We start from the raw sequence: 23,420 nt of genomic DNA, 5'->3' as shown, positions 1-23,420 counted from the left end.
CCTCACTTCAGGCTTACAAATTCATTGCTTCAAGCTGGGAAAACACATCGTTTCGAACCATCTTGAGGCGCTGGCGGGACATAAGCCCAAAGATGTCGTCATTGACCGCCTCACTGAAGGTCTTCCGTTTTTCAATCATTTGCTGAATATCGTGATTGAAAGAACTTCCAGTGCGTTGCTTGAGCGTTGGCACCGCGTAAATGCGTTCAACGTTGTCCTTGAAGATCTTCATCTCTTCGAAGGGTTTGTCATTCTTTGCCGCTAGTCCCGAATACTCATTCTTCCAGATGATAATCTTCTGCTTGGGGAACACCTTGAAGATCTTCTCGACACAGGAGATTGTTGCATCAATCGCCCCTCCCCCACTGACGACCGTGTGAATGGCAACTTCACATTCGCTCTCGTGCAGCAGATCCAGTACACCGTTTTCATCCAGATACTTGAGCATCGGTAAGAAGGTGGTTGCACCGGTGTCGATGACGAAGTGCGTTTCGTCCTCAGCTTCCAAAATGCCTTCAACGATCTGATCAAAGCTGCGATGATCGATCTCTCCGTTATCCATCATGCGGATAAGGTTACAATTGAGGGCTTTGTAAGAATGCAATGTGGGATTTACTGGGTCCGTATCAATTGCAATCAGTTTTCTTTCTTTGTGTCTTAAGAACTCTGAAAGACAAAGCGATACGAAACTCTTACCGGCTCCGCCTTTTCCTTGCAGGACTATATTTACGTACTTCATGATTACTCAATTCAGCTAGTCGTAGTTGGGAATTTCGTCGGCCATTTGGAACCGGCCATTGCCTTCAGGTTGCGATGTCAGGAGCGGGCCTTTTGTTGGAGACGCCCGCTCCTGCTCTGCTTGGGGTGGGGGCACAATGGCACCTCCTGAAGACGATTTAGGCATAGGGTTCAGAGCCTTAGCCGCACAATTATAAAAAGATGCTCTCGACATAGAGATCTTTCCTTCAGCAAGAAGGGCCTCAAAGATCCTATGTTTAGATACACCTCTCCCGATCTCAGCCTCGACATGCGCACGCACAAGTTGAAACTGAGTTCGGGCATCTCCCCACGGAAGTGCCATTGTTCGTTTACCCGCAGGTAAAGCGGGTATCCCTGATGTTTAATATTTGGATAAAGGGCTTAGACACAGTTCGACTCATCGCATTCCATGCGGAAATGCGTTAAGTCTCACGCCATTCGTAACATGAGAGTTCACTGCGACTAAAATTAGAAGTTGTAGTTCTCCTTATGCGAGTGCCAAGTCTGTTTTGGTACTTGCTAGGCCCCAGCGGTTATGAGGTGGTACTTAATAACCGCCGGGGCCGCATAGCATCACAGCTATGTCAACAAGTAAAACGTGCATAACGTATTCCCTCAACTATGACCAGCCCCATTTCGATCACGGTTCCGCACAGAATCGGGCACAACTATAGTTCTGATTTATTTCAATTTTTATGTATCAAGGGAAACTGCGGGGTTTTGGTAGAATTTCCTTAAAACTGTACGCTAATGTTATCCACAATTAGATTCCCGTATCCATCCTCTGTTTTTGCGCAGTAAAAAAGCCGTTGAGCACGTCAGTGCGAATAAGCTCAATTCGTCGAGTTTGCTCAAACTCGTAGAATTTTCGCTAAGCGGCACCGCTTAGCCTATCTTGCCAACTTTCACTCTTGGAAACTCGTGGAAACTCATAGAAACTCTTGGAAACATGCGGAATCTCGTAGAAACTATTGGGATCTCGTGGAAACTCTTGGAAATCACTTCACCAAGTCCTGGAAACTCGTGGAAACTCATAGAAACAGCCAGAAATTGAGCATTTATCTCCGCGATTGAAGAAATCTGCACGATTGCACATCCCAAAGCCAATAATGGTGTCAAGTGGCAAATCACTGCCAGGGGTAAAATACATTTCAAGTGCAATGATATTTCGTGATCAAGTATCGAAAGTGCATGAAGCATGGCGCATGAAAATTGCAAAATATCAATTGCTCGCTTGACAGCTCGCAAGCCATTGAGGCGGAAAAAGTGAAGATTCGCGAAAGATCATTTCAGAGCTTAGCGACAATACCTGGGCAAGCTTTGGGGTAGCGCGGAGCATGTGTGAGCTGCCAAGCTTGCGCATGATCTGCGCGTCAAGGCGTTATGCAATCTGTGAGTGCAACGAGCGATTGCATAGCGCCGCCCTGCCCCGATCTGCAAAATTGAGTGCGAGGCATCGTGTGCCCTGCAAGGGTGCCGATGCCGAGTGCTCAATTTTGCAGACGGTTGGCAAAAAAATGAGCGCAGCGCCAATGCTGGAAGGCGGAGTGGGATCGGCAGATCCCGCGCAGACTGAAAGCGTTGGAGCAAGCCCAAAATCACCGGCGCTCTGTAAAGCAGTGCTAATTGATTTTTTGTAAATCTCGGAGTAGTATACCGGAGAGGAAGGGAGCTGAGCCCCCTTCCAAACTACTGACTTACTTTAAAGAGACTCGGAGTTTCAGTGTCCAGCTGGTCCGAGTCTTTTTTAGTTTCAGCGTGACAGAAATTGGTAGATACCACATCTCATCACTCTCCGGTTTTAGGGCAAGGCTGTTGCCTCAGTCGGGAGAGCCTATCTTTCCCGATACGCTGGCTGGATCAGCGACGCTGCTTTAGCCCCAAAACTCTTAACTGCTTGTAGCAGATGCACCCTCAAGTTGCTATGTGCAATGCACCCATGGGAAAGTTGGTCCAGTAGTTTCGCGGTTGCTAAATCAACCACTGAACATCTTGATTTTCGCAACGTTTCAGAGATTGCTCTTCATGAGCCAAGTGCTGCTCATCTATGCGGGTTTGGTCTAACTTATGGCGATGGGTGAAGCGGTTGCCTTGCCAATCTCGGACCTTTACTGACCAAGTAAACTCATGGTCGTATCGCTCTGACAGCCCCGCGACAACTTCAGCAAAGCTTTTAGCTACATGTGTTTCAAAGAAGTCAACATCAACCTCATATACGAGCCCTTCATATTGGAGAACTGAAACCTCACACTGGAACTCTCCTTCAAGCAAAACCTCCTCCGGCTCTTCATCTTCATCAGCCTCGTCGTCGTAATCCTTCACATAAAGCGGCCAATCTTCGCGCAAATCCGGCTCATCCTCTTCTAGGTAAGCCCAACCCACCTGCTCTTTCTGCTCTTCAGTAAGAAAGACCTGCCCCGCCTGGATGCACCGGTTGCCCTCATAAATTGCAAGATCAGAGCCGTAGACCCTCAGGATTTCTGCGCCTTCGTACAGCTCTTCTAGCTTCTCAATAGCACCCTCAAAATCGAGAGCATCTTCGTGAATGGTGATCACTTCCCCCTCATGAAACAGGAATGCAATGTAGCATTCTGTAAAAGGCATCACGTCTTCATCTATGAACACCTCAATGACAGACTTATCTAAGCTAGGCAGCAGCGCAGCATATTTTGCAGCTGGTGTTTTTGCCTGTGCGGCAAAGCCAGCGACATTGGCGAAGAACTTGAAAAGATTACGAATGGTCATGAGGGTTACTCCCGCGTCTGTAGTGTCCGTCTCTCTTTCCCCGTCAAGAAAGCGGGTGAGCGTGAGCTAGTGAGGAGAGAGGCTGTCCACATTCTCCCGCAGCCCATGGGCGAGGAAGATTGTGGTCAGGGGAGTGACGATCTAGCTCTCGCGAGGGCGAAGCCCTTGCAGCAGCCCCTCATGCATGGATGACAATGGAAGAGAAAAGCCGTGCTGCTTGCTGAAGGCTGGCATGTGGCCGGTGCGCCGGTCGCTTGCCAGCCGCAAGCCCATGACAGACAAGAGTGAGATGGATTGCGGGCTCGATGTGGGCTCGGCAGAGCCCGCTGAGAGTTTGCAAGCCAGATCGCCCGCTCTCAGATCACTGAAACTGGAAAGCTAGCCAAAACGAAAAAGGTAGCTTGCGCTCCCCTCCTCTGCCGCTTTCCTCACACCTACTCGGGGCCGTCATGAGAGTAGACGTACAGGCTCTCGTCAACCGGCCCATCACAGTCAAAGAGAATGTGGGAGCAGTCCTGCGCCCATGCAGCCGTGAGACAGCTAAGCAAATCAATGGGAAGCTCCTTGCTGCTGTAGTCGTAGTCTCTGCAAGCGGAGATAAACAATCCGTTCACGAGGTTGCCGCCATAGAGCGGGAAGGTTTCAGGCGTCTTCTCGCTAAGCATTGCAAGCGTTTTGGGGGACAGATGAGCGGTCGATAGATCGAGAACAGATAAGATATTCGAAGTCCGGCTCACAGGTTGTTCCTGCTGCTGACCTGGTGCCTTATCAATTTCACAGACAATCGCACTTGGGTCTTCAAGATAGTGATGAGTGGCTTCCATGTACTGATCCATCATCTCAAGCATCAAAGATGGAAGCTCTCTGCCAAAATCACAACCTTGAGGGCTGTCGTCCGGGTGAAACATCAAGTCTGCTTTATGCAGTTCAATCAGAAAGGTGATTGCGGTTAAAGAGCAAGTCGGCTTTGTGAAGTTGTACATGGGGTGTCTCTGGATCTGTGCGTTAGAAAAGGCTTGGCTGCTGGTAGCCGGTCGGGCTCGCTTCAACTTGCTGGCGATGGGCCGCTGCCTTACTGGAGAGCTTGTGTGTTGGGATGTGAGCAAGACTGGCCGTTGTCTGCTGCCACTCGGCAAGCCCTGCCTTGCTCATATGGCGCAAAATCGCCTGCTTTAGCTCAGGATCGGTTTCACTAAGGCGCATGAGGGCTGTAACGACAAAAGCCCCGTCATATGTTTCAAAGCAATTATCAAAGGCGCGGCTGTCTTCTCCAAGGCAGAACCCTTCCCGCGCATAATTCACCCGTTGCTTAAAGGTCGTGTTTTGCGGGTTGGTCAGACGCTTCCAAGCCCTGGCACAGTAGTAATCTCCCATATCATCAACCTGCCGCTCGTGTTGTGGCAAATGGAACGTCTTGCATCCCTCGCAATACCAGTTTGGTGCATCTTGCTTCGTTTTCATATTCTCAGATCTCCTGTTCAAACTGGCCCCGTGTCCCCCTCAAAAGAGGGAGAGTTGAGCGGTTGGGGCCGCGTTGGAGAGTGCGGCAAGAGGAGGAAGGCAAACCGGCTCCACGGGCACAACAGGAGGTGCTGGAACTGGTGTGGTAGTGAGCTGGACTTCCTCTACCGGACACGGTGAAAAGTCGATCAGGGCCACCTCACACAGCGGGGAAACACCTTTCCAGCTTTTGCGGTAGACGGCGGTATCAATCCCCACACCGGCCGTCATTTCAAAACCCTGTTTAGCTGCAAACTTGCCGCCTGCGCTGGTTGGTGTCTGGCGATGGCACTGCACCCCAGAATAAGCAAAGCTGGCGGAATTCTGGGGAATGATAAATGTCCCCTCATCTGCAAGTTTTGAGGCAATATCTATGACATGGTGCTCAAACAGTCCGCCTTTATAGCTTGGGCCATTGCCTGAGCGCGGCACCTTGCCAAAGGGCGGGTTGCTGATCGCCTGATCAAACCGGCCAAGGTTGAGCTCTTCCCACTCAAACACATCAGCACAAATCCAGGTCGCCTCAGGAAGCAGTTTCTTTCCAACGGCCACATAAGCGGGGTTGCGTTCAATGCATACGATTTCCGGTGCTCTGCTGTTGCGCTCTTTCAAGCGGTGGTAGACTGCAAAAGACAGCATTCCAATGCCGGCACAAAGATCAATGATCCGGTGGCCGCCACAGTCAAATGAGAAATCAAAAGCCAGATCCCAAGGCGTGAAAAACGCACCACGGGAGCCGTTTTCAAACTCAGCACCTTCATGCCAGTTTTGAAAAACAAAATCCTTGTCGTTCTCGGTGAGCACGTCTTTGTTAAGGAGGTCCACTGCTTGTGCGTGGCGCTTTGCTTCTGCTTTGGTGAGTTTAGCCATTGTTCTTGCTCCCTGTGAGGTCCGTTTCATTTTTCCTGTCTAAAAAACGGGTGTGCGGGAGCTGGTGAGAAGAGAGGCTGTCCATGATCTCCCGGAGCCGCCAGGTGAGGAAGATTGTGGGCAGGGGAGCGACGAACTAGCTTTCGTGAGGGCGTGAGCCCTTGCAGCTACCCCTCAGATCAAAACGACAGAAAAAGAAAGAAGAAGGTGCAACCCTGCACGAAGGACAGTCACCGTATGGCAGAGACAGACTGCCTAAGGCACTTAGCAAGGCTTGGTGCTGTGGTGGCTCTGGAAGAGACAACGCGGCTCCTTTGCCGCGCTTAGTGGTGTGGTAGTTTGGCTCTGTAAGCGCCGAGAGGCGCGTTGACTGGCCTGACCCATCAGGGGCGTGTCCAATTACCAATCAAACCAAAGTAATAGTGCCAACTATGACACTGAGGGCCATAGAAACCTAAACAACCCCGGACTTTCGGGCGTTTCCATCATGGGTTGATCTGATTTGAATGGCGGGCTTAATTTTGCTCCCTCTTCCCAAACATTATTTCCCGCAACTCATCACGGGGGATATTGGCGAAGGCATCGAGTGTCGTTGTCTTCGGCTCTAACAAACTGTAAATCGTGGCACGTGAAACGCTGAAGGTTGCCGCTATCTGTGAGATGGTCTTGCCTGAAGCCTTCATTTCAACAGCTTCATGCTGCTGCTCTTCGTTCAGTTTAGACGGTCGCCCCTGCTTCCTCTTCGCCTTCTCAATCGCCAATGCCCGCCGCTCATCATCCAGCCCGCGAGCGAAGCCAACAAACGCCGCCATAACCTGAAACACAATAGGGTTTTCTAGTGTGTTTAGTCCTTCACGAAGAACCACCACATCAACGCCGAGCACTTGACATTTAGCGAAGAATTCAGCGATATCACGTTGATATTCCGCGATACGGTCCAAAGAGCAAAACACCAACACATCACCCGCAACAGCCTCTTGCATCAGCCTATCAAGCCCAGGCTTCCGGAAGGCGCGCCGCGAAATTCCATCATCAACACGGAAGGTTTCGCAGTTTGCGGCTCGCAACTCTTCCATCTGGTCATCTCTGGTGTGTTCGTTTTTGTCGGTTCTTATATAGCCACGTATCATTTCGAATACCCAGGTGTAGGAAAAAATCAATTTCAAATATTTTACTACACTTCATTAGTGCGTATTAAAAGATTGCAATTACCTATTTTCCGACATTATCCATTTTAAATGCCCGAGTGCGTTTGCGGCACTATAGAGCAAATAGAGGTATGGTCTGTGAGTAATAGAGCCTCATATTGAAATGACGCCCAATGATCCGAAGTTGCCTGTCAACGCAGTTCGATTTCATAATTGAAGTCTGGACTTTGCTGACGTTCGCTGCGGCGTAGAGAACTGGAAATGAGTATGGCTACGTCAGGATGCGTCGGGCCAGAACCGGACTTTCAGACGGTTCCATCAAGGGTTGCAGCAGGTTTTAATGATTAAGATAAAACCTCTGTTTCGGCCCCCTTCACCGCACACAAATACGTGAGCGCTAGAAACGAAAAAGGGCCATAGTTTCCATCGCTAAAAGACAGGTGTGTTTTTATTGCCACAATGCTGCAAGATTGCTCAAGAGTTCCTCATTAACGGCCGACAACGTTCAAAATCATTTGGATGGTGGGCTACCCAATCTGCAAAAACTGTTATTGGACGATTTCCCCCTCCAACACCCAGTTATGAGCAGTCGGGTCTTTTACGCTAGGGATAAGATCTCCATCGGTGATCTCTGAGTAAGAGTAGTAGCAGCCGTAGATCCGCTCGGCCCCGATACTATCAGCCACGAATTTCTGATTGAGTTTGTGATCCAGTTCGCCACCAACTTCTTCCATCCATCAGATTATAGCGTAACAAGCATGCAAGTCGCTTGTTTTACCGATGGTGGCATAAAGCGCAGTTAAAAAACGAAATTCTTCTTCATTGCTCAGAACTCGCCAGTTTAACCTTAACAAGAATTTTTCTAGCCATGGCTGTAGCTCGTAATAGCTTACGTCCGGATCCTCAAGATGAGCAAACTCTTCGACGTAATTTCCTTGGTTCATCAGTTGATTGATGATCGAAACAACCTCATGGGACCGTGGATTTTTGTGCCTCTTCGTCGGTTCAGTTTTAATCCGAGCTGCTAAACGAAGAAGTCGAAAATTCACGTCATCGAATACTTCTAACTCCCGCATTCTTATCCTCTTGGAAGGTGTTGTCCTTGCGATTAGCCCAAGAATACTTCAGATGTATACATCCTGCAAAATATAGTAAACGGATGTGTCCTTCCCGGATACCAGACTTTGTGTCACTTTGAAGCAAAGCACTGTGCTTCAACTTTTCGATCTGCGGCAGCAATCTCTCATGGCAAAAAGTGTTCACTTTTTTGCCAATACCGGCTGTTGTTCTGTCTGCATGACATTTTTTGAGATCTCTACGAACAGGTGCTTTTTTGGCTGCACAGCTCTACCGAAAGATTTCTTCAAAGTGGTCAAAATACCACCCGAAGGGCTGCCTTATTTGGCTAAGGCAGGTTTGGTTAAATCGCTCTCAATATCTGATTGACATCACACTAGAACTTCCAATCCAAGCGCGCATTCACGCCATGATTGTGAGTGGAAGCAGCAAATTGGCCAGCATAGTGAAGTCCGAGTTGCGTATCCTGCCCAAAGCCTATGGAAACCCCAGCTTCTAACAACGCTTGATCTTGTGCCAAGGGCGAGCCAATAACGGCGAAGCTATCACTACCCTGGACAAAGGATTGTTCAAGTTTGACGCCGTCCGTTGAAGCGTGCTGCCAAGCGACAAGACCATAAGTTGAAATTGAAGTTTCATTCAGATTGAAACTTGTCTGTCCGCGTAACCCCAGTGTCGCAAAATAAATAGTACTGCTCTGAGTTTCAGCTTTCAGAGCCGCAACCTGCCCGCTCTCAGTGAAGCCATCAGAGAAAACATTGACAACGGCTGCACCCATGAATGGTTGTAGCTTGGTGGCTTCAAACTCGATACCATAACCGACCTCAGCGAAACCCTGAAAGGCATTTATATTCTGTCTGGATGACAGCTCATCGCTTAGTTGGCCATTGTTAACATTAAGCTGACGGGTTACAGCTGCTTGATTCCAAGTATTGATAAGACCTGCACTCACGCTTAGCTTGTCCCAAGCGTAGTCCCCATAACCACCGAGGGTGTAACTGTCCACCTCTGCAGATGTGTTAAGATCACCCACTTTAGTGAAGGAACTTCCAAATCCAGCTAAGGCGCCAATCTGCAAATCTGAGGAAACATAACTATCAACACCGATGAGCAGTCCGCCTCCAACTGTTGTCGCTCCCGAGACTTCAACAGTTCCGTCTTGATTGCCCCAATGGCCATAGCCTTGCGACCAGAAGCTGTAGCCTGCGTGCGTGGCATTTTGAGTGCCTCCTGAGGCGAGGGCAGATTTGGAAGCTTGCGTACGTGCAGAGATTGCCTGACGAATTATAAGCGTGTCCTCTAACAATGCATTGCGGATACTTGCACTACCTTCGCCAGAAAATTGTTCAAACAACTCACGAGCGGTTGCCTCATCTGAAACGTTCATAACCACAGACCTGAAAAGGTCGGTGTCTTTCCTGATGCTTGCGAGCGCTTTCGCAGTAGCTCGTTGGTTTTTCGTGATCGCTTGCTCTTCGAAATCGATGTCATTACGGACCAGAGATAATTCGATATCGTTGCCATCTCCGCTCGTATAATCGAGGGCGGTGTCCATGAAGAGTAGATCATCCATTACCGCCATAAACTCGTGATTGGCAGCATGCACATCACCTGCAAGATCTACAATTATCATCGGTTCAATGGGGTCAAACGACCAGCCAGATGCTACTTGTGGAGAAAACAGAAGGCTGAGGGTTGTCTGACTGAAGTCAGCAGCCCCATTAACCTTCAGCTGGTCTGCGGTTACATCAAAACTATCTGCTACCGGGGTTGAAGCAACTTCAATCTCCAATGTACCCTTGCCCGAATAGTTCTGCTCAACTGTCAGATTGCCTATGGAGTTACCAGGACCAACTATCCCGCCGTTGTTAATGACACTGCCAGCAATTATGCCATGACCACCAAGGAAGCCGCCTGATCCAAGTTCAATATCAGAACCGATAGAGGCGCTCTTTTTATCACTACTTGTACCAACAATGAGCGTGCTGTCGATAACAGCTGCTCCACTTTGAATATTAAACTGGCCACTATCAAATGCGAGCAGACCTCCCTCAAGCCTTAACGTACCCACTGCGCCTGAGTTATCTCCGGACAGATAGGTGTTCCCAGCGTACTGCTCAATATGTATATCATTTCCATTTAGATTAGCGCTAAATTCATACTGCTGATCTCCTATGATATTATGATTAAATATCAGGGCGCTGCTGCTGCTTTCGAAAAAAATATCTTGGATGTTTATGTAACCCGGCGCAATGGCGGCCTCACCGACAGCCGCACCTACGATAAGCTTACCGCTTGTTGAAATGCCATGACTATTAGTAGAACCAAGTGAGATAAAGGGTGCGTTCACACTCGCTCCGTTAGAGACTGACAAGAAACCATTATACACCTTCATAGAAGTTGGGTGCTGTGAGGGGTCATAATCTGGGAAACGCACGCCGACGTTCAGAGCCGATCCTTCTCCATCTACGCTGACGCCCCCAATGCCTTTTGTCACTACATTGGTAATTTCATTATGGTAGGCACGTTCCCCAATAAAGACAAAATTGCCTACATCCACCTGCCCCCCCGCAGTAATTTTGAGGTTGCCTTTACCCGCCTCATAAGTGGGAGTATTACTGGCTACATCTAAACTGTAGTAAGATATTAATCGGCTCGCTTTGTTTGTTTCATTATTTTTACCAGAAACATTTATGGTACCCTCGCTCTTTGGCCCGTATGCGACATTGGTGGTCCTGGACACAACAGTCCCGCCTTCTGTTACATTCAACTCACCTTTGCTCGGACTGTTTACTGCCAAAGGCATCCCGACAATAGTAGACAGATTATACCAATCTCCAGTGACGTTAGTTGTTGCAGTGTCATGAGAAGATGAGGTGACTGTACCTATCTCACCCAAAATGGCACCTTCGATATTCAGAACACCGCCGAGCACATTTATGGAGTGTACGTTTTCAGGATTATGATTTGTAATGTCAAAAGTGCTGGGATCAAAATTGCTGCCTGATAACGTTGAGACACCAGAAGCTGCTAGTATCGTACCGTGACCACTAAAGTCGGCCTGGAGTTCATAGTCTTCATTAACGTGGTTCAGAACAAGCGTACTAGATGGTGCCGCGAAAACTATTTTATCAGTTTCCAATCTACCCGCAGCAACTGGTTGTGATAAAAGCACATCACCAGTTACAGGATCTTCGATGAACCCTCCACCGATAATAAGATCAGCACTTTGATTGTTATGGTATGTATTATTGGCACTTCCAAGATAAATCTCTTTAGCTCTTACAGTACCTCCATCAGAAACTTGGAGAACTCCGCTGCCTCCGTACTCGCCAATGGAGATGAACTCCCCAGCTTCCCAGATCGAACCATCTCCAGAAACTCTGACAGAACCTAGTCCTCCAGAAACTTCACCAATGTAGTTCATTAAACTAGTAACCCTACCACCATCTTCGATCAATAACGAACCAGTCCCCTCACGGCCGATGAAGAGAACTCCGGCATCCTCCCAGGTTGCTCCATCCCCCGAAACAGTGATTGCTCCCTCTGAACCTCGAAATTCTCCGAGAGCACTACTGGTAGTCTTGAGATGACCTCCATCTTGAACGGTGACATAACCATTACCTAGTGATCCGACCACCAAGCCGTCATTCCCTAGGTCCCAAGGGCTTGGTCGTGTTGGGGTGAGACCTCCTACAATCTCATGAACGCCATGATCGATAATCATTGCACCACCAGCAAATGCGGAAGGGATGATTAGCATTGTGCCAGTTAATGCCGTTCCCATGCAAAGTGACTTTGTCAGATCGCTCAAATTCATTTTAATATCCAGAATCTCTAAAACGCAGCATTTCTAATATGGATGCCGCAAACAGATGTAACGCTCTGTCTAAACGAGTACTCAAAGAGTATTCCGAAATGAAGTGGGTGAAAAAACCGAAGAAAAGATGATTAAAATCAAGCTTGAAACATGAGAGCAAATCATCAGATCGTTGTGCTGCAGGATTGACACGTATGAGAAAAAACGAGCTGCAGACAACTGCCAATGGGTGGAGTTATTTTCTGTATGTTATCAACATATATTTTTAAAAACGATCAAATTCTTGTAGCCACGCCTCTTTAAATATTGACATTCAACCGTTCTAAATTCTGGTAAGTGAGCTTCTTTCCGAAATGTCTACCAGTAATTTTAATTGCAAAATTTTCTACTATAACCAGAACGAGTGGCCGCATGTTCATATACTAAGCATACAAGCGCATACTTGTTTGTACTCGTATTCAATTGAACCCAAGTAACCGGATTCGAATGAGGTAATCGTGTCAGAGAGCGATAATACGTCAACGCATTACTTTTCACTTCGCCGCAGGGATGCTCTTAAACTTGTTACAAGCTTTTTAGCTTGTTGTGCGTTGCCAGGGGCAGCCCTTTCGCAACACCAAATAACTGCACATGACAGTTCAACACTTGCATCTTTCTTAAATGCCATTATTCCAGCTGACGAATTTGGCCCCTCAGCAACAGACCTTGATCTACATTATGAATTTCTAATAATCGCAGAAAGTTACTCTAAGTTTCGTGAAATAATGGTAAGTACTTGTAAGTGGCTAGGTGATCTCAAGCCAATGCCCTTTCTGAGTTTGCGTTCGGCACAGCAGCAACAGCTATTACATCAGTTAGCCCAAAGTGACCAACTACTCCCGCATGTGATTTTTTATGGTGTTGCACGAAACCTTGCGTATTACTTTTATTATGCAAATCCGCAGACCCGTGTTCACCTATCCATGAATGAAGCACCGCAACCGAGAGGCTATCCGCCGCCATGGACTTAAAGCAATCTTATGATGCAATCGTCATTGGCGCAGGTGCAGGTGGCGGGGCTGCTGCTTGGCGACTTGCACACCACGGCAAAACAGTGCTTCTGCTGGATGCTGGCCCTAGATTTAATCCGACTGCTGACTACAAACTTATGCAACCCGATTGGGAGCGCCATAACTTTCCAAACAAAACAGGGAGTCGTGGGCAGGTATCCTTTGGGGATCTTGGGCGCGTATCAGAGCAAAACAAACATCTTTTCAGTTGGAACACGGTAAAAGGCCGCCTCTCAGCCGGGAACACTCGCCGGCCACTTGGCTCCGGTTATGAACATGTACAGGGTATTGGAGGGAGTACACTACATTTTGTCGGTGAGGCACATAGATTGAACGCTCGTTCTTTTAGTATGGCTAGTGACTTTGGAGTTGGTGCTGATTGGCCTCTCACTTATGATGACTTGGAGCCTTATTACGTCATTGCGGAAAAGGTACTTGGCGTAGCAGGTTCAGAAAACCAGAAGGAGTGTTGGAGGTCTTCAGCCTTCCCGTTACCTGCCCATCTTTTTAGCCCAGCTGCAACAAGGCTAGTGGAGGCAGGAGCAAAACTTGGCATGCATTGGCAGGCCAATAGTCGAGCGGCTCTTTCAATCCCTTATGAGAACCGGCCACAATGCAACTATTGCGGAAATTGTAGCAGAGGATGTCCTCTCGGTGACAAAGGGTCTTCTGATGTCACATTCATTCGGCAAGCAGAGCAAAGCAATTGTGTTACCATTAAGCCCTTGAGCAGCGTCATTCGCATGGAGGCAGATGATACAGGACACATCAAAACAATACGTTTTGCAAACAACGGCAAATATGAAGTAATTGAAGCAGGCTTAGTGGTGCTTGCTGCAGGTGCAGTCCAAACACCTCGTTTGTTGCTTCATTCGCAGCTTGCTAACTCTTCTGGTCAGGTTGGCAAAAACTTTATGGAACTCATTGCCTGGTCTGCTGCAGGGTTTGCAGAGGACATCGCAAACACGCATATGGGCTTGCCTGCTGATGCTATCTGCTGGGACTTTAATGCTCCTGATGCAATTCGTGATGTTATAGGTGGTTGCCGTTTTACCTCTTCTGTACAGGATCTGGGTTTAACTGGGCCGATAGCCTATATGCAGCATCTTATCTCAGGGCATAGCCACGAGGCTAAAGCACAACTGCACAAGTACTTCGGAAAAGCCGTTGCAGTTTCTGCAATTGGTGAGAGCCTGCCCAATAGCGAAACTTTCATAGACCTTCATCCAAGTGAGACTGATCAAAATGGCATTCCAATACCACGCATCCATGCTAAGTTAGGAGAGAATGAAATAAAGCGGTTAAATTTCATGGCAAGTACGTGTCGTAGGCTGATCGCAAAGGCGGGTGTCAAGCAACTGCGGTTGGAGCAAGGGACCTATGACTTCTTTTCCTCGACACATGTCTTTGGCACTTGTCGCATGGGGAGTGATCCGCTCAACTCTGTGGTGGATCAAAGTGGGCGTAGCCACGACCACCCCAACATGCTGATTACAGACGCTAGCATTTTTCCAAGTTCCGGTGGCGGTGAAGCCCCTTCACTTACCATTCAGGCGTTGGCAATTCGATCTGTCGACCAGTATTATCACAATCACGAGTAACGTTGTGCGCAAAGAGCAACTTGGCATTGTTAGAGCTGGCCTATGTTTTTCAGCCAGTTGAGTTAAGTGGATCTTGCTTCTGAAACGGGCATTATGCTGTGAACAGGAGAACACCTTAAGCAGGCGTCTCCCGTCGGAATCATAACCCGGTCCTTAAAGCGAAAATTGCCTTGCTGCTATTCACGGTGAGAAGATCTTGAGCGAGTTAGCTCCGGACTTTGATATGCACGCGAACCAGATCAAACAATAGAAAGAGCAGGCTCTTGGTGCAATGCCAAATGTTGTTGGAGCTGACAAACAGGTCAAGCAGGAGCCCGAAATCGATATCTAGCGATTGCATGCACGGATCGGGGGCATTGCTTTGGAAAATTATTTTTTGGAAAGAACGCTCACATTTCCTCGCCCATCGAACATGATAACACTCAGCAGTAACATAACTTTGGGATTGTAAATGCCTAGGCCTGCAGAAATGGCAACTTAGATCACTCAGTAACAAGCAGACTAGAATCGACCCATAGTTGAAGTCATGCTCTGTTCGGAAGCACTTAGATATAAGTTGAACGTCCACAATTGGTCACAAGCTATTTGCTGCACCCGCGAAGCCCTGTGTTCCGGTCAAAGTCTGCAGAGGCCCTTTGGTATGAATCTTTAATCCTCAAAAAGCTGTTGTTGTGAGAATGTGTGTTGCGACCAGTATGCATTTAATAAGTCGCTCGTATCGGCAGACTTCTGCCGCTTTGTCTGCTTGTCAGAATGAAAGTTTATTACTCTCCAACATCTATCCCTAGTTTATAGGTCGGGTACAGCGGACGTATACAGCTTTTCTATGATTGCTCATTTTTCATCGCACATATCGCCGCTCATATACCAAACTCCCCGTCACTACGGGGAGTTTGAAGTACGCTGTGCTTTGCAAGGGAAGAGCTTAGTCAGCGGGGTCCAGATCCGGCAAACCAATTTTGTAGTATAGCTTATTGCTGTCATCGCCACCTTCCGAATGCCTGTGCACTTCTATAAGGTGGCCATTATTATCCATGGTTACAGCAAGATTAGAGCCATGGTCGTATTTCTTACTTTCACTCCAGTCTATCTTTTTTTTCTCAAATTGTATTTTTCCAGTACGGTAGTATAGGTCAACGCTGCTACCGCGACCTCGATGAACCTCCACACAATTACCACTATTGTCCATCGCTACTGAGTGATCTGAGCCTGAATCGTATTGGATACTATCACCCCAAATTATGGTCTTCTTGCTGAAGTCTATTCTGCCAACGCGGTAGTAAAGTTTATCGTCGTTACCAGAAGCCGGGTTGCCTCTATGTGTCTCTACACAATTACCATGATCATCCATTGCGATGGCAATGTCAGCGCCCGTGTCATACTTGTCGCTATCTCCCCAATGTATTGTCTTTGCAGTGGAGTTAACGATCCCAACCATGTAGTAGAGATTGTTTTTGTCGTCGCCGCTACCGGTGTGTAGCTCAACGCAGTTACCATGATTATCCATGGCGACTGCGACCTTGGTCCCGGTGGTGTAATTTTGATTATTGCCCCAATTGACTGTCTTGGCACCTATATCCGCAAGTCCAACGGCATAATATAGCTTATTGCCACTCCCACTTTCCCTATGTACACAGATACAGTGGTCTTTATTATCCATAGATACGGCAAAGTCGGAGCTGCTTGTAAAATATATACCGTTTCCAAAGTCGATACGATTGTCGGAGAAATGTGCCCTTCCTACTCGGTAGTAAAGTTTGTTGCTGTTTCCGCCGGAGCCACGGTTCATTTCCAGGCAGCCTGAGTTGTAATCTGTAGCGATCGCCACCGAGGAGCCTGTAGTGTAATAAATGCTAGGCCACCAGACAGCATCGATAGCGGTGTCCGCCTTCCAAGTCGCGACTGAAAACACTCCAGGGAAGAAAGGCGGATATGGGAAAGCACTTCTGGATGTTGCAAAAATTTCAATACTGGTGGATGATGTAATCTGAAGACCCTTTCCCCATCTGAAATTGGCGCCCAGGTCAGACGGTGACATCATATCCACACCTGGCATATAGTTCGCTTTGAGACCAGCTAAGCTGATAGCACCTGACATATCGTCGTATCTTGCTTCCGTGTCGGCTGATGAGGAGGGGCCAGTTTCCAATAGTATTGGAGCACGAACTTGCGTTACAGTTGCGTTATGATCTCCTTCAATCTGGAGCCGATATAAACCAAAACTTCTATCGGTGCCGTGCATCGTGAAAATAAAGAGCTGGCCATCTTCCTGTGTCGCGAGAGCGAAGCCACCCTCCGGACTAAATGTGTCAGGAAGATCTTTTTTTGAAATCAACTGAATGAGATCAAACTGGTCGGGTTGTGTACTAATTTCAGCTGTTTTAGATCGATAGACGCTTAGCCCTGGGCTATCCCCTGCAATGACAATGTATTTCCCTTTTTCATCACCTACTGACTTTTCTTTCGTCATCCCTGCGCCATTTACCCCGCTATCGTCTCTCGGGATCGTGGTCAGAAGTTTCATCGGTTTGTTTTTTGCCGTGGGGCGGACATCGTAGATTTGTACTTCTGAGCAGGTGTTATGTTTGTCACTTTTCTCCAGAGCAAGTGCCATATAGCTACCGCATACTTGAACACCTCCTGGATGACCCCATGCGGGATCATGTTCGGTATTATAAGTTGCTTTAATTGTTGAGCTGCCACCATGTTTTTTTTGGATTTTATCTCCAATCATATATGTACCTTGCTGATGGGGAAGCAGTACGTCTGTGTGTGTGAAGATTAACTTTGATCCAAAAGCGCCAACTCCTTTAAAATGTGAGTAGATCGAAGTGTGGATGGTCAAATAGTAGCCAGTCCCGCCGGAGTTTGCATTGACACTGTCAAAAGTAGCAGCTGCATTTACCAGCTGTAGGTTCTCCGGAATAATTTCCGTCGTATCACCGCTTTCAATCACAAATCTTGCTTCGTTGGTTTTTCCATCTGTACTGGATGCATCCACCATCCAATAGTGCCCCTCGGAACCTTCGGTTGGGAAAACTCTCTGCACCGGCAGGAACTGAGAAGTCATGGTTTCGTATATCTGATCGCTTGTGCCGGCATCGATTTTGTTCACGTTCCCAATCGGATTGGCGAATGTGAAATAGATGCTGATAGGGTTTTCAGGCGACGCAGATTTGTATTTTACCCAGCCAGCGCACCCTGCGACAGACCTGTTCGCCTCATCACACTCGACGGTTACTTGGCCACCATCAGTAGTTATTTCTTTTGGCCACTCGTTATCATCTGCGAGTTGACCATATTCTAAGTGAGCTTGCTCAAAAGTGAAAATGGATGAGGTGTTATTGGTGATTTCTAAGCGAATGCGGTGGTCTTTTTGCATAGGCTCTCTCCCTAATGTTAATACGCTGCCATCGAAATAATGTCGTTATTTGGCTAAGTGCTGTGACACATTGCTATCATTGGTTACGAGAACAGATGCTGTGGCCATCGTGTGATGAGGTAAGTGCGCAGGGAACAGTCCAATCGCCATGCGTCTCATGCAAGGATATCGCATTTTAATTCTCGTTCTGTTTTAAGAAGTTTTGCCCGCCGCTGTCGATTGCGGACAGCGGCGTGATGGTCTGTGCGGTGATGGAAGCTCAAAGATGATCAGAAACGCAAGGTAAGGTTTGCCCTGAGCCCCTGATCGGTGAGCCCAGAACCGAACCGACCATTGTAGGACAATCCAATGGCTACATCCTCTCCCAGGTCAACTGCTGCGCCCACATCAAGCACCAGGGCATCTTTGGCAACCGGCGCACCCGCGACAGAGAAGGTACTTCCACCATTAAAGGCATGGCTGGCAAACGGCTCCTTGTCGCCGAACGCATGCTGCCAAGCGGCTTGAGCTGAAAGCTTCGCGTTGAACTCACCAAGGTCAGCTAGGGTTGCTACTCGCAACCCGATAGTGGTAAAGGTGCTATCTATGGTTTCGTGACCAGCCGTCAGAGCCGCTGTGCCGCCGGTTTCAGAGTACCCGTCGCTAGATAAGCGGACGTAGGACACATTGGCAAAAGGTTCCAGACTGCTCGTGTTGTGATCAAACCGATATCCCACCTCACCAAAGAACTGAGCAGTGCGCGCATCATAGGAACCAGCCAGGTTTTCAGAGAGGCCAGTAAAAGCAACCGAGCGTGCTGTGTCGATATCATGCCATGCATAGCTGCCACCAACACGGAGCCCCAGAGCATCAAACTGAGCTCCACCATAGGCACCCAAATACACTGTATCTACTGTTGCAGAGGACCTTCTGCCATTCACCTCTAACCTGCTATCATCGTAACCGCCAAAAGCTCCAAGACGGGTATTATCACCGATCAGGACATCGCCTCCCACAAACAACCCGCCGACCGAGCGATCAAGCCCTGCAGTGTTGTGGTTTCCACTCCAGCTCCCCCAGGCGCCAAAGCCGTGCCCCCAGAAAGAGGCGCTCTCGCTGATACGTTTTTCAGCCTGTGCCTGTCCGTCGGCGGCCACAGCTCCCGTTGCAATACGCATACGGTTCAACGCTGCTTCGCGTGCAAAGCGGCTGTCCTCAAGCAGCGCTGTCCTGATCGAAGCGTGTACTTCACCAGAAAGGTGATCAAGCGCCTGCGGTGCCTCTTCACCTGAAAGGTTGAGCACCGCGTTGTATAAAGGCCCACTGCCAAGTGAGAACGTACCTTCACCTGTAGAGCACTGATTAGCACTCATCCCGGGCATGCAGAACGTGCTGGATGCCATTTGGGAACTCAGATAAACGTTGTTGGCATCGTATGACAGAGCGAAATCAAGGAATGCGAAGTCATCTGTTGGGGTGGATGAATCAAATGTTCCGGAGACGCCCCCTACAGCGCTCATAATCGTATAGACCGTATTTGCAGCGTAGGTTGAACCATCGTCGGTTCCGTTCTCCGGCTTAACATGCACCGTTCCGCCATTGATTGTCACGGTACCGCTGGCAGCCAGCAGATCGTTGTTGATGCCTGCTGCATTGCCCCCATCGTTCAACTCAACTTCAAAGGTTGAACCACTATTGAAAACAAGAGAAGTCGCATTCAGAGTCCCGATGGAGTTTCCCGGAGCGATTACGGCACCTGAATGGAAAGCAACAGCCCCTACAGTCCCTGACCCGCCAAGGCTACCGCCGTTGACTGTAACATCACCAATGGTGCCATTAACAACCAGCTCGCCACCTGAAACAGTGGTGCCACCAGTATAGGTGTTGGTGCCGGTCAGGATCGTGGTGCCGGCAAGCTGATTGACAGTACCACCTCCCGAGATCGCATGTGAGAAGGTGTAGTCAGTATCCGTATGGTTGAAGTTGATCACCCCGGTACCATCACCAACTTTAACCGCTGCGGCATCTAAAACACCTGCTGCCTGAGCCAGGTCACCTGCAGCAGCACCAATGTTGAGCGTACCACTGGAACCTGTCTGTCTGCCCAGATGAACGCTGTTCTCTACTTCAACCACGCCACCATCTGAGATCGTCAGGGTACCCCTTCCGAACATTCCGATGTTCATATAGTGGCTGTTTCCCCAGAGAGACCCATCTCCGGTCACGACTACGTCCCCCGAAGAACCAGCTCCAGAACCGATAACCCCTTTTTGACTGGTCACCCGACCACCTTCGGCAATGGTCAGAGTTCCGGTCCCGTCACGTCCCACGGCAAGACTGATACCTTGTGTATCCAAACCGAAATTGTTCTTCCAATGCGACCCTTCTCCAGTCACCTCCACTGTTCCGGTGGAGCCTGCATACGAGCCGATATTGCCATAAATGCCGGAAACTAAACCGCCCTCCAAGATACTCAGGGTTCCGTTTCCATCGTACCCAATGCCAAAAGTACTCCCAGCTTGAAAACGTGTACCAGGGCCTGTTACCGTTACAGCTCCAGACGAACCGGCGCCCGTAGCGACAAAGGTATATATTCTTGCAGAAACATCGCTGCCATCTGCAATGATCAGAGATGCTGTTGCAGAACCGCCAACGCGAAAAAATTGGCCTTCACTGAGGGTAGCACCATCCCTGAACTCCAGTACTCCTTCTGAAACAGTGGTGCTGCCGTTGTAGGTGTTGTCACCCATCAAGACGAGAGTTCCAAGACCCGTTTTTTGCAGTGATCCAGTCCCGGTCAGGTTGGAAGCAATGGTTGAGGTGAAACCGGTGCCCAAGTTGGTTCCGTTCCCGACCCTGAAAGAAATGTTATCAAACTGAGAACGAGCATTCAGAGCCACATCTCCGCCAGTTACGCTGTAGCCGTCCACGGCAAACTGCATGCCTTTGGAAACCGAAACCCCGGCGCTATCCACCGCGACTGTGCCCGGTGTTCCCTGGAAAATCAGCGTGCTATCCGGTTGATAAGGTGCACTTGCTGAACCGGTGGCATCGGTCCAGTTGCTCCCGGCACTGCTCCAGCTACCAGAACCACCATGAACGGTTCCATCAGCACTTGTTACCACGCCATTCCAGAAGCTCAGCTGGTCTGGGTTCACCAGAAGGTTGACCTGTCCGACTGTTGCAGTCTGCACGTTGTAAAGGAAGCCTGTGGGCGCGGTGCCCACCACCAGACCGTTATCAGTCAAACTGCCGCGATAAGTGATCAGGTTATACACCCCGGCGTCAAAGCCACCCGCATCAGTGACATTGAGCGATCCATCCAGCGTCAGGTCACCGCCAACGGCGATGAGGTCATTGTCCACGCCCGATGTGCCGGAAGGAGATCCAAGCTCGAAATCCAGAACTGAGGCGGAAGTAAGATTGAGGTCGCCGTCGATGGTCAGTGTGCCAGGGCTGTTGCCTGCAGCAATCGTTCCGCTTGTGATTGTTGCCGAACCGTTGATCGTGCCCGAGCCGCCAAGGCTACCGCCATTGACTATAACATCGCCAATGGTGCCATCAACAACCAATTTGCCTCCTGAAACGGTAGTGCCGCCGGTATAGGTGTTGGCACCGGTCAGGGTCGTGGTGCCCGATAGCTGGTTAACCCCGCCGTCTCCTATGATTTTTGGAGCGAACACGTAAGCGGTATCCGTGTGGTTAAAGTTGATCACCCCGGTACCCTCGCCAAATATCACTGCCTCTGTATCAAGGGTGCCTGCCTTCACAGCCGTCTCACCTGCCGCGGCGCCGATATTGAGTGTGCCTTGAGAAACAGCGCCGAAGGCCAGCACGACATCACCATCTACATCCACGATAGCGCCATCTGCTATCGTCAGCGTCCCGGGCGCTCTATCTCCGACTTTAATACGATCACTGCTTTCCCAAGCGGAGCCTTCGCCCGTCACTGTAACAATACCCGAACTGGCCCCACTGAAGCTGGCGCGGTTGAAGCCAATGGTGGTGCTATCAGAAGTAACCTTGCCGCCATTCTCTATTTTTAGGGAGCCGGCACCATACTGGCCGACCAAAAGAGGGCCTGACTCCCAGACGGATCCGTCATCCGTCACAGTCACGGCACCTGTGGCATCTAGTCCACCTATGATGCTGTTCAGACCATTGGTAACCTTACCGCCGTCGGAAATGGTCAGCGCTCCGGTCCCATTCAAGCCAATTATTGAGATAGCAGCAACATCTAACGAAGATCCTGAACCCGTCACAGTCACGCTGCCCGACACACGGCCAATATTCAGATATCCACTGTTGACCTCACTGCCCTCTGCAATGGTTAATGCGCCGGTGCCGGCATAGCCGACCCTCAGCGCTGCAGTATCGGTCAAAACACTCCCGCCGCGCAACTTCAACGTACCGCCAGACACAATCGTTTCGCCGGTGTAAGTGTTGGTCCCTGTCAGGATCGTGGTGCCCGAAAGCTGATTGACACTGCCAGTCCCGCTGATATCTGCGGAGAAGGTGTAGTCACTATCCGTGTGGTTGAAGTTGATAGTACCTGTTCCTGGACCAAAGATTACCTTTGCTGTGTTGAGCTCTCCCGCCCCCACCGCAGCATCCCCAGCTGCAGCACCGATGTTCAAAACGCCAGAACCTGGTGAGTCAGAGCCCAGCCGGGTCACACCGGACACGCTCACTATTGCATCCTCTGAAATCGTCAGAGTACCATCGCCGCTGCTACCGACAATCAGATTGCCCGAATTGCTCCAGGTTGACCCAGTGCCAGTCACCTCAGCAGTGCCGGTTGCGCCGCTGAAACCGGCAATAATGCCCGTCATGTTACTCACCATACCACCATCGGATATCGTCAGAGAGCCATCGCCTGCATAGCCGAGTGATAGCGTCTCTGAACTGACCAAGGTTGATCCGGTACCGGTCACTTCAACACTGCCGACTAAGCCGTTGAAATGACCGATATAGGTATGGGTATTACTCATCTCGCCACCATCGGATATCGTCAGAGAGCCATCGCCTGCATAGCCGACCGATAGAAGTTTCGCTTGAGCAGTTCCGTTGGTGGTTTTGTCTGTAACGGTGACCGGATTGGGTGTCGTAGTGTTGATCTGAACATCTTGCGAGCTATTCGGGGCAGTATTGCGATCCCAGTTACTGCCTGTAAACCAATCGGTCGATGTGCTCCCGTCCCAAGTCATTATGAGGGCGTCGGCGGTTTCTCCAGACAACACCAAAGGCCCTGATGCAATTAGCGCAGCGGCAAGATAAGGCGCTCGACTTGCTGTAGTGCCAGCCATTTTGGTTATACGCCCACCGCGCCGCAGATGGTTCAGAAAGTGCTCAAAACATGTTCTCGTAGGGGAAGTCGTCATACGGATATCAGAACTCTTGGTTCAAAATCTTTGATGTACCCATCTCACTTCAAAACCTGATCGTTTTGACGTGAAATGACGCGGAACTTATCGGTGACCTGCTCAGGAA

General features: G+C 49.3%; 14 protein-coding genes and 1 pseudogene. 4 read left to right on the top strand and 11 right to left on the bottom strand.

Features of this window, described 5'->3' with window-relative positions:
* Positions 1–13: 13 nt before the first annotated feature.
* Together DHN43_RS00075 and DHN43_RS00060 are read right to left on the bottom strand one after the other, a co-directional pair.
* Positions 14–739, bottom strand: coding sequence for a nucleotide-binding protein (locus DHN43_RS00075; protein WP_108817325.1), 726 nt, complete (start codon positions 737–739; stop codon positions 14–16).
* 1,991 nt (positions 740–2,730) lie between these two features.
* Entirely contained in the window at positions 2,731–3,504 is a 774-nt protein-coding gene (locus tag DHN43_RS00060; RefSeq protein WP_108817322.1) for a hypothetical protein, read from the bottom strand.
* Positions 3,505–3,688: 184 nt separating this feature from the next.
* Here DHN43_RS00060 and DHN43_RS00055 point away from each other — a divergent pair, with 184 nt between their 5' ends.
* Complete coding sequence (locus tag DHN43_RS00055; protein WP_108817321.1) at positions 3,689–3,886, top strand: hypothetical protein; 198 nt, start codon at positions 3,689–3,691, stop codon at positions 3,884–3,886.
* A gap of 52 nt (positions 3,887–3,938) precedes the next feature.
* Here the strand turns inward: DHN43_RS00055 and DHN43_RS00050 are convergent, their stop codons facing one another.
* The 7 genes from DHN43_RS00050 to DHN43_RS00020 form a co-directional block, all read right to left on the bottom strand.
* On the bottom strand, positions 3,939–4,487 hold the full coding sequence (locus DHN43_RS00050; RefSeq protein WP_108817320.1) for a DUF5983 family protein: 549 nt from the start codon (positions 4,485–4,487) through the stop codon (positions 3,939–3,941).
* 22 nt (positions 4,488–4,509) lie between these two features.
* Positions 4,510–4,965 carry a hypothetical protein gene (locus DHN43_RS00045; RefSeq protein WP_108817319.1) on the bottom strand — a complete coding sequence of 152 codons (456 nt, stop codon included), beginning with the start codon at positions 4,963–4,965 and terminating at the stop codon, positions 4,510–4,512.
* A 39-nt stretch (positions 4,966–5,004) separates the two neighbouring features.
* A complete protein-coding gene (locus DHN43_RS00040; RefSeq protein ID WP_199914755.1) occupies positions 5,005–5,874 on the bottom strand; it encodes a hypothetical protein in 870 nt (289 codons plus the stop codon).
* Positions 5,875–6,389: 515 nt separating this feature from the next.
* Positions 6,390–7,004, bottom strand: coding sequence for a recombinase family protein (locus DHN43_RS00035; protein WP_159096764.1), 615 nt, complete (start codon positions 7,002–7,004; stop codon positions 6,390–6,392).
* A 566-nt stretch (positions 7,005–7,570) separates the two neighbouring features.
* Positions 7,571–7,756 (bottom strand): hypothetical protein, encoded by a 186-nt coding sequence (locus DHN43_RS00030; RefSeq protein WP_108817317.1) that lies wholly within the window; start codon positions 7,754–7,756, stop codon positions 7,571–7,573.
* 3 nt (positions 7,757–7,759) lie between these two features.
* Positions 7,760–8,098: a hypothetical protein gene (locus DHN43_RS00025; RefSeq protein ID WP_108817316.1), complete on the bottom strand. Its 339-nt coding sequence runs from the start codon at positions 8,096–8,098 to the stop codon at positions 7,760–7,762.
* Positions 8,099–8,475: 377 nt separating this feature from the next.
* Positions 8,476–11,919, bottom strand: a complete 3,444-nt coding sequence (locus tag DHN43_RS00020) for an autotransporter domain-containing protein (RefSeq protein ID WP_108817315.1) — start codon at positions 11,917–11,919, stop codon at positions 8,476–8,478.
* 497 nt (positions 11,920–12,416) lie between these two features.
* On the opposite strand from DHN43_RS00020, the gene DHN43_RS26990 reads away from it, so the two are divergent.
* From DHN43_RS26990 to DHN43_RS00015, 3 genes and pseudogenes are all read left to right on the top strand, one after another.
* Positions 12,417–12,929 (top strand): hypothetical protein, encoded by a 513-nt coding sequence (locus DHN43_RS26990; RefSeq protein WP_159096763.1) that lies wholly within the window; start codon positions 12,417–12,419, stop codon positions 12,927–12,929.
* Positions 12,920–13,039: pseudogene (locus tag DHN43_RS27505) on the top strand (NAD(P)-binding protein); the annotation flags it as partial. The gene DHN43_RS26990 and the pseudogene DHN43_RS27505, both read left to right, overlap by 10 nt.
* Positions 13,040–13,297: 258 nt before the next feature.
* Positions 13,298–14,569, top strand: a complete 1,272-nt coding sequence (locus tag DHN43_RS00015; RefSeq protein WP_244306630.1) for a GMC oxidoreductase — start codon at positions 13,298–13,300, stop codon at positions 14,567–14,569.
* A 925-nt stretch (positions 14,570–15,494) separates the two neighbouring features.
* Here the strand turns inward: DHN43_RS00015 and DHN43_RS00010 are convergent.
* Complete coding sequence (locus DHN43_RS00010; RefSeq protein WP_108817313.1) at positions 15,495–17,951, bottom strand: hypothetical protein; 2,457 nt, start codon at positions 17,949–17,951, stop codon at positions 15,495–15,497.
* A 269-nt stretch (positions 17,952–18,220) separates the two neighbouring features.
* On the bottom strand, positions 18,221–23,236 hold the full coding sequence (locus DHN43_RS00005; RefSeq protein WP_159096762.1) for an autotransporter domain-containing protein: 5,016 nt from the start codon (positions 23,234–23,236) through the stop codon (positions 18,221–18,223).
* Positions 23,237–23,420: the final 184 nt, after the last annotated feature.

The sequence above is a fragment of the Pseudovibrio sp. Alg231-02 genome (assembly GCF_900143565.1).
Classification (GTDB): Bacteria; Pseudomonadota; Alphaproteobacteria; order Rhizobiales; family Stappiaceae; genus Pseudovibrio.
The sequence above is the reverse complement of the archived record's forward strand: the minus strand, read 5'-3'. Positions and strand labels throughout refer to the sequence as shown.

Coding starts and splice junctions, on each gene's coding strand:
- DHN43_RS00075 (WP_108817325.1), bottom strand. CDS start 739: ATGAAGTACGTAAATATAGTCCTGCAAGGAAAAGGCGGAGCCGGTAAG.
- DHN43_RS00060 (WP_108817322.1), bottom strand. CDS start 3,504: ATGACCATTCGTAATCTTTTCAAGTTCTTCGCCAATGTCGCTGGCTTT.
- DHN43_RS00055 (WP_108817321.1), top strand. CDS start 3,689: ATGGATGACAATGGAAGAGAAAAGCCGTGCTGCTTGCTGAAGGCTGGC.
- DHN43_RS00050 (WP_108817320.1), bottom strand. CDS start 4,487: ATGTACAACTTCACAAAGCCGACTTGCTCTTTAACCGCAATCACCTTT.
- DHN43_RS00045 (WP_108817319.1), bottom strand. CDS start 4,965: ATGAAAACGAAGCAAGATGCACCAAACTGGTATTGCGAGGGATGCAAG.
- DHN43_RS00040 (WP_199914755.1), bottom strand. CDS start 5,874: ATGGCTAAACTCACCAAAGCAGAAGCAAAGCGCCACGCACAAGCAGTG.
- DHN43_RS00035 (WP_159096764.1), bottom strand. CDS start 7,004: ATGATACGTGGCTATATAAGAACCGACAAAAACGAACACACCAGAGAT.
- DHN43_RS00030 (WP_108817317.1), bottom strand. CDS start 7,756: ATGGAAGAAGTTGGTGGCGAACTGGATCACAAACTCAATCAGAAATTC.
- DHN43_RS00025 (WP_108817316.1), bottom strand. CDS start 8,098: ATGCGGGAGTTAGAAGTATTCGATGACGTGAATTTTCGACTTCTTCGT.
- DHN43_RS00020 (WP_108817315.1), bottom strand. CDS start 11,919: ATGAATTTGAGCGATCTGACAAAGTCACTTTGCATGGGAACGGCATTA.
- DHN43_RS00010 (WP_108817313.1), bottom strand. CDS start 17,951: ATGCAAAAAGACCACCGCATTCGCTTAGAAATCACCAATAACACCTCA.
- DHN43_RS00005 (WP_159096762.1), bottom strand. CDS start 23,236: ATGGCTGGCACTACAGCAAGTCGAGCGCCTTATCTTGCCGCTGCGCTA.